This window comes from Pseudomonas sp. SID14000 (assembly GCF_002165135.1).
In the GTDB taxonomy this organism is placed as follows: domain Bacteria; phylum Pseudomonadota; class Gammaproteobacteria; order Pseudomonadales; family Pseudomonadaceae; genus Aquipseudomonas.
On the sequence record NZ_NFZQ01000022.1, the window covers coordinates 35851 to 42336 of the forward strand.

Genomic DNA, 6486 nt, shown 5'->3' on the forward strand with positions numbered 1-6486 from the left:
CATGTTCTTACACGTTCAGCGAGCTCTGATCGATGACCAGACCTGGGCCCATGGTGGTGCTCAGGGTAACGCGCTTGACGTAGATACCTTTCGAGGAAGCCGGCTTGATACGCTTCAGGTCAGCGATCAGGGCTTCAACGTTTTCCTTCAGCTTGCCAGCTTCAAAGCCGACCTTGCCAACGGAGGTGTGGATGATACCGTTCTTGTCGGTACGGTAGCGAACCTGACCAGCCTTGGCGTTCTTGACGGCGCCGGCTACGTCTGGGGTTACGGTACCAACTTTCGGGTTAGGCATCAGGCCGCGAGGACCCAGAACCTGACCCAGCTGACCTACAACGCGCATGGCATCAGGCGATGCGATGACAACGTCATAGTTCAGGTCGCCGCCTTTCATTTCAGCAGCCAGATCGTCCATACCTACGCGGTCAGCGCCGGCAGCCAGAGCAGCTTCAGCAGCTGGGCCCTGGGTGAAGACGGCAACGCGAACGGTCTTGCCAGTGCCGTGTGGCAGCACGGTAGCGCTACGTACGACCTGGTCGGATTTACGCGGGTCAACACCGAGGTTAACGGCGATGTCGTAGGACTCTACGAACTTGGCAGCTGGCAGCGAAGCCAGCAGAGTGGCCGCTTCTTCGAAGTTGTAGGCCTTGCCTGCTTCGATTTTCTCGGCGATTGCCTTTTGGCGTTTGGTCAGCTTAGCCATTACACACCCTCCACGTTCAGGCCCATGCTGCGGGCAGAGCCAGCGATGGTGCGTACAGCAGCGTCCAGGTCAGCGGCAGTCAGATCAGCCTGTTTAGCTTTGGCGATGTCTTCCAGCTGAGCACGGGTAACGGTACCGACTTTAACGGTGTTCGGGCGAGCCGAACCACTGGTCAGGCCAGCAGCTTTCTTCAGCAGAACCGAGGCAGGGGTGCTCTTGGTCTCGAAGGTGAAGCTACGGTCGCTGTAGACAGTGATGATCACAGGAGTCGGCAGGCCGGCTTCTTGACCCTGAGTACGGGCGTTGAAGGCCTTGCAGAATTCCATGATGTTCACACCGTGTTGACCCAGTGCTGGACCAACGGGTGGGCTTGGGTTGGCCTGGCCGGCCTTAACTTGCAGCTTGATGTAAGCCTGAATCTTCTTAGCCATGAGCTACTCCAATATCGGGTACGAACGCCTGATGGCTCCCCGGATGACTTGCGTTTTATCCCAGTGACGACAAAACCCCGCAGCACACAGGGCTGCGGGGTATGGGATGCTTCGTCCGCCTAGACCTTTTCGACCTGGCTGAACTCGAGCTCCACCGGAGTAGAGCGACCGAAAATGAGCACTGCAACCTGCAGGCGACTCTTTTCGTAGTTAACCTCTTCGACACTACCATTGAAGTCAGCGAACGGACCATCAATGACTCGAACCACTTCACCTGGCTCGAACAGCGTCTTCGGCTTCGGCTTGTCGCTACCGTCGGCAACGCGACGCAGGATAGCCTCAGCTTCTTTATCGGTGATTGGCGCAGGCTTGTCTGCAGCCCCACCAATGAAGCCCATCACACGAGGAGTGTCCTTGACCAAGTGCCAAGTCCCTTCGTTCATCTCCATCTGGACCAATACATAGCCAGGGAAGAATTTACGCTCACTCTTGCGCTTCTGGCCGTTGCGCATTTCGACAACTTCTTCGGTCGGGACCAGGATCTCGCCGAAATCGTCTTCCATGCCAGCCAGCTTGACGCGCTCGATCAGGGAGCGCATTACATGCTTCTCGTAACCCGAGTAAGCATGCACAACATACCAACGCTTAGCCACGGGACACCTTTAGCCAACGATCAAGGAGACCGCCCAGCCGAGCAGGGAATCAAGACCCCACAGCAGCAGTGCCATAACCAGCACGACAGCCACGACAATCAGCGTGGTCTGGGTGGTTTCCTGGCGGGTCGGCCACACGACTTTACGAATCTCGGTACGAGCTTCCTTCGCCAGCGCAAAGAACGACTTGCCCTTCGCAGTCTGCAGAGCTACAAAGCCTGCGACAGCAGCCAGGACGAGAAGTGCGAGGACGCGATACAGGATCGGGGAGGCGGAGTAATACTGGTTACCCACTACACCGACAACCACCAAAGCCACTACAGCCAGCCACTTGAACAGATCAAAACGCGATTCTTGGGCTTCAGTTTTGGGAGTCATCGAGGAGGATCCTGTGAGAAGAAAGCCATCACACCGAGGTGAAATGGCAGGTCAGGAGGGAATCGAACCCCCAACCTACGGTTTTGGAGACCGTCGCTCTGCCAATTGAGCTACTGACCTGTAACGCTGTATCAGGCCGGCCATTATACCGGCCTGATCAAGTAAATCAACTACTTATTCAATAATTTTTGCTACGACGCCGGCGCCGACGGTACGACCGCCTTCACGGATAGCGAAGCGCAGACCGTCTTCCATTGCGATGGTCTTGATCAGGGTAACAGTCATCTGAATGTTGTCACCCGGCATTACCATTTCAACGCCTTCCGGCAGTTCGCAGTTACCGGTCACGTCAGTGGTACGGAAGTAGAACTGAGGACGGTAGCCTTTGAAGAACGGAGTGTGACGACCGCCTTCTTCCTTCGACAGAACGTAGACTTCTGCGGTGAACTTGGTGTGCGGCTTGACCGAACCTGGCTTGACCAGAACCTGGCCACGCTCAACGTCGTCACGCTTGGTACCACGCAGCAGAACGCCGCAGTTCTCGCCAGCACGGCCTTCGTCCAGCAGCTTGCGGAACATTTCGACACCGGTGCAGGTGGTGGTCGAAGTTTCACGCAGACCAACGATTTCCAGCGGATCCTGAACGCGGACGATACCACGCTCGATACGGCCGGTAACAACGGTACCACGACCCGAGATCGAGAATACGTCTTCGATCGGCATCAGGAACGGCTGGTCAACGGCACGAACTGGCTCAGGGATGTAGGCATCCAGAGTTTCCACCAGCTTCTTGACAGCGGTAGTACCCATTTCGTTGTCGTCTTTGCCTTCCAGGGCCATACGAGCCGAACCGATGATGATCGGGGTGTCGTCGCCTGGGAAGTCGTAGGTGGACAGCAGGTCGCGAACTTCCATCTCGACCAGTTCCAGCAGCTCAGCGTCGTCTACCAGGTCAGCCTTGTTCAGGAAGACCACGATGTAAGGAACGCCTACCTGACGGGACAGCAGGATGTGCTCACGGGTTTGTGGCATCGGACCATCGGCGGCCGAGCAAACCAGGATCGCGCCGTCCATCTGGGCAGCACCGGTGATCATGTTCTTCACGTAGTCAGCGTGACCTGGGCAGTCAACGTGAGCGTAGTGACGAATGTTCGAGTTGTACTCGACGTGAGCGGTGTTGATGGTGATACCGCGCGCTTTTTCTTCCGGAGCCGAGTCGATCTTGTCGAACTCAACGACTGCCGAACCGAAAACTTCGGAGCAGACGCGAGTCAGAGCTGCGGTCAGAGTGGTCTTACCGTGGTCAACGTGGCCGATAGTGCCGACGTTAACGTGGGGAAGGGAACGATCAAACTTTTCCTTAGCCATCGATACAATCCTCCGCAGAAGAAATAGTCTTGCGCTGATAAAACAAAGGCAGATATTTTCATATCTGCCTTGTTTATATGGAGCTCTTGAGCGGACTTGAACCGCTGACCTCACCCTTACCAAGGGTGTGCTCTACCAACTGAGCTACAAGAGCGAAACACTTTGTGCAAAATCCAGCAAACTTGGAGCGGGTAGCGGGAATCGAACCCGCATCATCAGCTTGGAAGGCTGAGGTTCTACCACTAAACTATACCCGCGGAGCTTGCGGCTCTCGCTAAAACTGGTGGAGGGAGAAGGATTCGAACCTTCGAAGCTCTCGCAACGGATTTACAGTCCGTCCCCTTTGACCGCTCGGGAATCCCTCCAGATGTGGCCGGCATTCTATTTGTCTGCCGCCCTGGTGTCAAGCGTTTTTTTCAAATTTTTTCAATCAAATCTGAAACTTAGCTGCTTTGACACCGCTTCCAGTTCTGCCACCTGAGTGGTGTTCCCTGTGAAGCGGGCGCCATTCTATCAAGCTATTCGCCAGTTGCAATACCCTGGCAGAAAATAATTTTGTGTTTTAAGTCTTTGAAATCGTTAGAAAGAGTCGCGAGGACGGTTTGGTCCAGCAAACGCTCGCTTTCCGGGGCAACCTTGAGCCAGCGACCATCTGCCCCCGGCAACTGCCCCGCAACCGGCAGCGTGGCAATGTCCAGACTCAACAGGCGCTGACGCAGTGCATCGAGCTGCCCCTGCCCCATTACACCACCAACTACCAGGCATTCATCCCTGCGCTTGGGTGGCGCCGACACACCCGTTTCACGCAACAGGCGGATTTCTTGCTGATTCCCTTTGTATAGCGACAAGGGGGCGACTTCCTTGACCTTCAGCGGGGCTTCCTGCTGGTGCCACACGTAATAGAAGACGTTGAGCACCAGTAACAGCAGAAACAACCAACGCATAGGCACCTCAATCCAATGGGCAGGCCATGGCCAGGCCTACAAAAACCAGATCAGGCACGACACGCGCCTGCGGCACAGCCTCCCTTACCAGCGGCGCATCGCCACCTGTGAGAAAGACCGTGAAATCATCCCCCCACAACGCACGAGCCTGCTCGAGCTGGGTACGTGCAAAACCCTGGAGCATCAACACGCAACCGCGCTCGACCGCCTCGACAGTCGAGCGGCCTGGCGCCAAGCTGGCCAACGCACGCTCAGCGGAGGCATCGTCATAACGGATACGCCGGGTGTGCGTACGCAGTTGGCTACGCATCAATGGCATACCCGGGCAGATGTATCCACCCAGGTGCTCGCCGTCCGCCGCAACGAAATCCGCTTTTGCAGCAGTCCCCAAGTCAATGACCAGGCAAGCGCCCTTGGCCAGGTGAAATGCCCCCAACGCCGCCAACCAGCGGTCCATGCCCAGGCGCTGGTAGTCGTCATAGCCATTGCGTACACCCGCCATTTCCTGGGCCGGGTGCGCCACACGAGCTTGCACGGCAAACGCCTGGTCGATCAACGCGCAAAGCGCGTCGGTTTCTTCCTCACTGCGCACACTGACAATGCGGCAGCCGGTAAGACGCACCGAAGCCAGCGCAGCCACTTCGGCCACCAACGCCTGATCGGAGTCGACAATACCGCCGCTTTCAATCGCTGCATCAGCAACATGGATTACCCGCCACTTGATGAAGCTGTTACCGCAATCGAGCTCAAGAATCATCACGCAACCTCAAACTGAGCTCACCACCACTGAAGCTCTTTTCCACCCCGTCCACCTCAAGGCGCAAGCCGCCCTGTCCGTCGACGCCAAGAACCACGCCATCAATACGTGTGCTACCGGCAACCAGCGAAACCTTGCGCCCCTGCCAGAGATGCGCCTGCTCCCATTCCTCCTGGAATGCGGCAAATCCGTAGCGACGATGCCGTGCCAATTCATGCTGCAACTGCTGACTGAGCAACGCTACCAGCCGGTTACGGTCTATTGCCGCACCCACTTCACGCCGCATCGAGGTCCACACCTGGTCGACCTGGTCATTGGCCTGCATGTTCACATTGATGCCGATACCCAGCACCACATGGCAGACATCTGCCGGGTCCCCCACCAGCTCCAGGAGAATGCCGGTGATCTTCTGCCCCCGTACGAGGACATCGTTAGGCCATTTGAGCCCCGCATCCTTTACCCCAAATGCCTGCAGGGTACGCATTACCGCCAACCCCACCACCAGGCTCAAGCCCTCGAGCTGGCGCATGCCGCCATCCACGCGGAGTACCAGGCTGTAATAGAGGTTTTCGGCAAACGGGCTGACCCACTGCCGACCACGCCGACCACGACCGGCGCTCTGACGCTCGGCGAGGACCAGAAATGGAGCGGCCTGCCCTTCCCCGGCGAGCCGCAAGCCCTCGGCATTGGTCGAGTCAATGGTTTCATGGATGAAAACGGGCCACTGCTCGCCCTCTGCAAACTCGGCGATCGCCTGCGCATCGAGCAAAGCCAGTGGCGTCGCTAGCTGATAGCCGCGCCCACGAACCTTGTGAATAGTGAGGTTCAGTTCACTCTCCAGATGCTGCAGCTGCTTCCAAACGGCGCTGCGACTCACCCCCAGGGCTACCCCCAGAGCTTCTCCGGAATGGAACCGGCCATCCTTGAGGAGATTCAACAACTTCAGCATGCCAGTCTCGACTTGGAATAAGGCAGGCATGATAGCTATGGGCTGTTGGATTGCATAGGAAAAGGGCCTGTCGACAGGGGCGAGCGGGCTTTGTGGGCTTTATTGTCGCGATCGGGATGGGAGCGGCTTTGGCCATGAAGCAGGCTGCGCGGTGGATGGCACCGGCTTTGCCGGTGTTCGCGGGTGAACCCGCTCCCACAGGGACCGCGTATGCGCGGGAGTTTTTGCGCCACAAAGACAAAACCCCTACCTGCATGCGCAGATAGGGGTTTTGCGAAATGAATCTTGACGATGACCTACTCT

The 6486-nt window shown here is 57.2% G+C and carries 8 protein-coding genes and 4 tRNA genes; all 12 read right to left on the reverse strand.

The window, feature by feature from the left end; translation table 11 throughout:
* Positions 1-7: 7 nt before the first annotated feature.
* Positions 8-703 carry a 50S ribosomal protein L1 gene (gene rplA, locus CAY82_RS23880; protein ID WP_013970629.1) on the reverse strand — a complete coding sequence of 232 codons (696 nt, stop codon included), beginning with the start codon at positions 701-703 and terminating at the stop codon, positions 8-10.
* Positions 703-1134, reverse strand: coding sequence for a 50S ribosomal protein L11 (gene rplK / locus CAY82_RS23885; protein WP_003255500.1), 432 nt, complete (start codon positions 1132-1134; stop codon positions 703-705). The genes rplA and rplK overlap by 1 nt, the downstream gene beginning before the upstream one ends.
* A gap of 119 nt (positions 1135-1253) precedes the next feature.
* Entirely contained in the window at positions 1254-1787 is a 534-nt protein-coding gene (gene nusG, locus CAY82_RS23890; RefSeq protein WP_087503324.1) for a transcription termination/antitermination protein NusG, read from the reverse strand.
* A 9-nt stretch (positions 1788-1796) separates the two neighbouring features.
* A complete protein-coding gene (secE, locus tag CAY82_RS23895) occupies positions 1797-2165 on the reverse strand; it encodes a preprotein translocase subunit SecE (protein ID WP_003257081.1) in 369 nt (122 codons plus the stop codon).
* Positions 2166-2209: 44 nt separating this feature from the next.
* Positions 2210-2285, reverse strand: a tRNA-Trp gene (locus CAY82_RS23900).
* A gap of 54 nt (positions 2286-2339) precedes the next feature.
* Positions 2340-3533, reverse strand: a complete 1194-nt coding sequence (tuf, locus tag CAY82_RS23905; RefSeq protein ID WP_023382632.1) for an elongation factor Tu — start codon at positions 3531-3533, stop codon at positions 2340-2342.
* 78 nt (positions 3534-3611) lie between these two features.
* Positions 3612-3687 (reverse strand) — tRNA-Thr (locus CAY82_RS23910).
* Positions 3688-3716: 29 nt separating this feature from the next.
* A tRNA-Gly gene (locus tag CAY82_RS23915) sits at positions 3717-3790 on the reverse strand.
* 24 nt (positions 3791-3814) lie between these two features.
* A tRNA-Tyr gene (locus CAY82_RS23920) sits at positions 3815-3898 on the reverse strand.
* A gap of 153 nt (positions 3899-4051) precedes the next feature.
* Positions 4052-4477, reverse strand: a complete 426-nt coding sequence (locus CAY82_RS23925) for a hypothetical protein (protein WP_087503325.1) — start codon at positions 4475-4477, stop codon at positions 4052-4054.
* 7 nt (positions 4478-4484) lie between these two features.
* Complete coding sequence (locus tag CAY82_RS23930) at positions 4485-5234, reverse strand: pantothenate kinase (RefSeq protein ID WP_087503326.1); 750 nt, start codon at positions 5232-5234, stop codon at positions 4485-4487.
* On the reverse strand, positions 5224-6183 hold the full coding sequence (gene birA, locus CAY82_RS23935; protein WP_087503328.1) for a bifunctional biotin--[acetyl-CoA-carboxylase] ligase/biotin operon repressor BirA: 960 nt from the start codon (positions 6181-6183) through the stop codon (positions 5224-5226). Before birA ends, CAY82_RS23930 begins: the two co-directional genes overlap by 11 nt.
* Between the last annotated feature and the right edge of the window lie 303 nt (positions 6184-6486).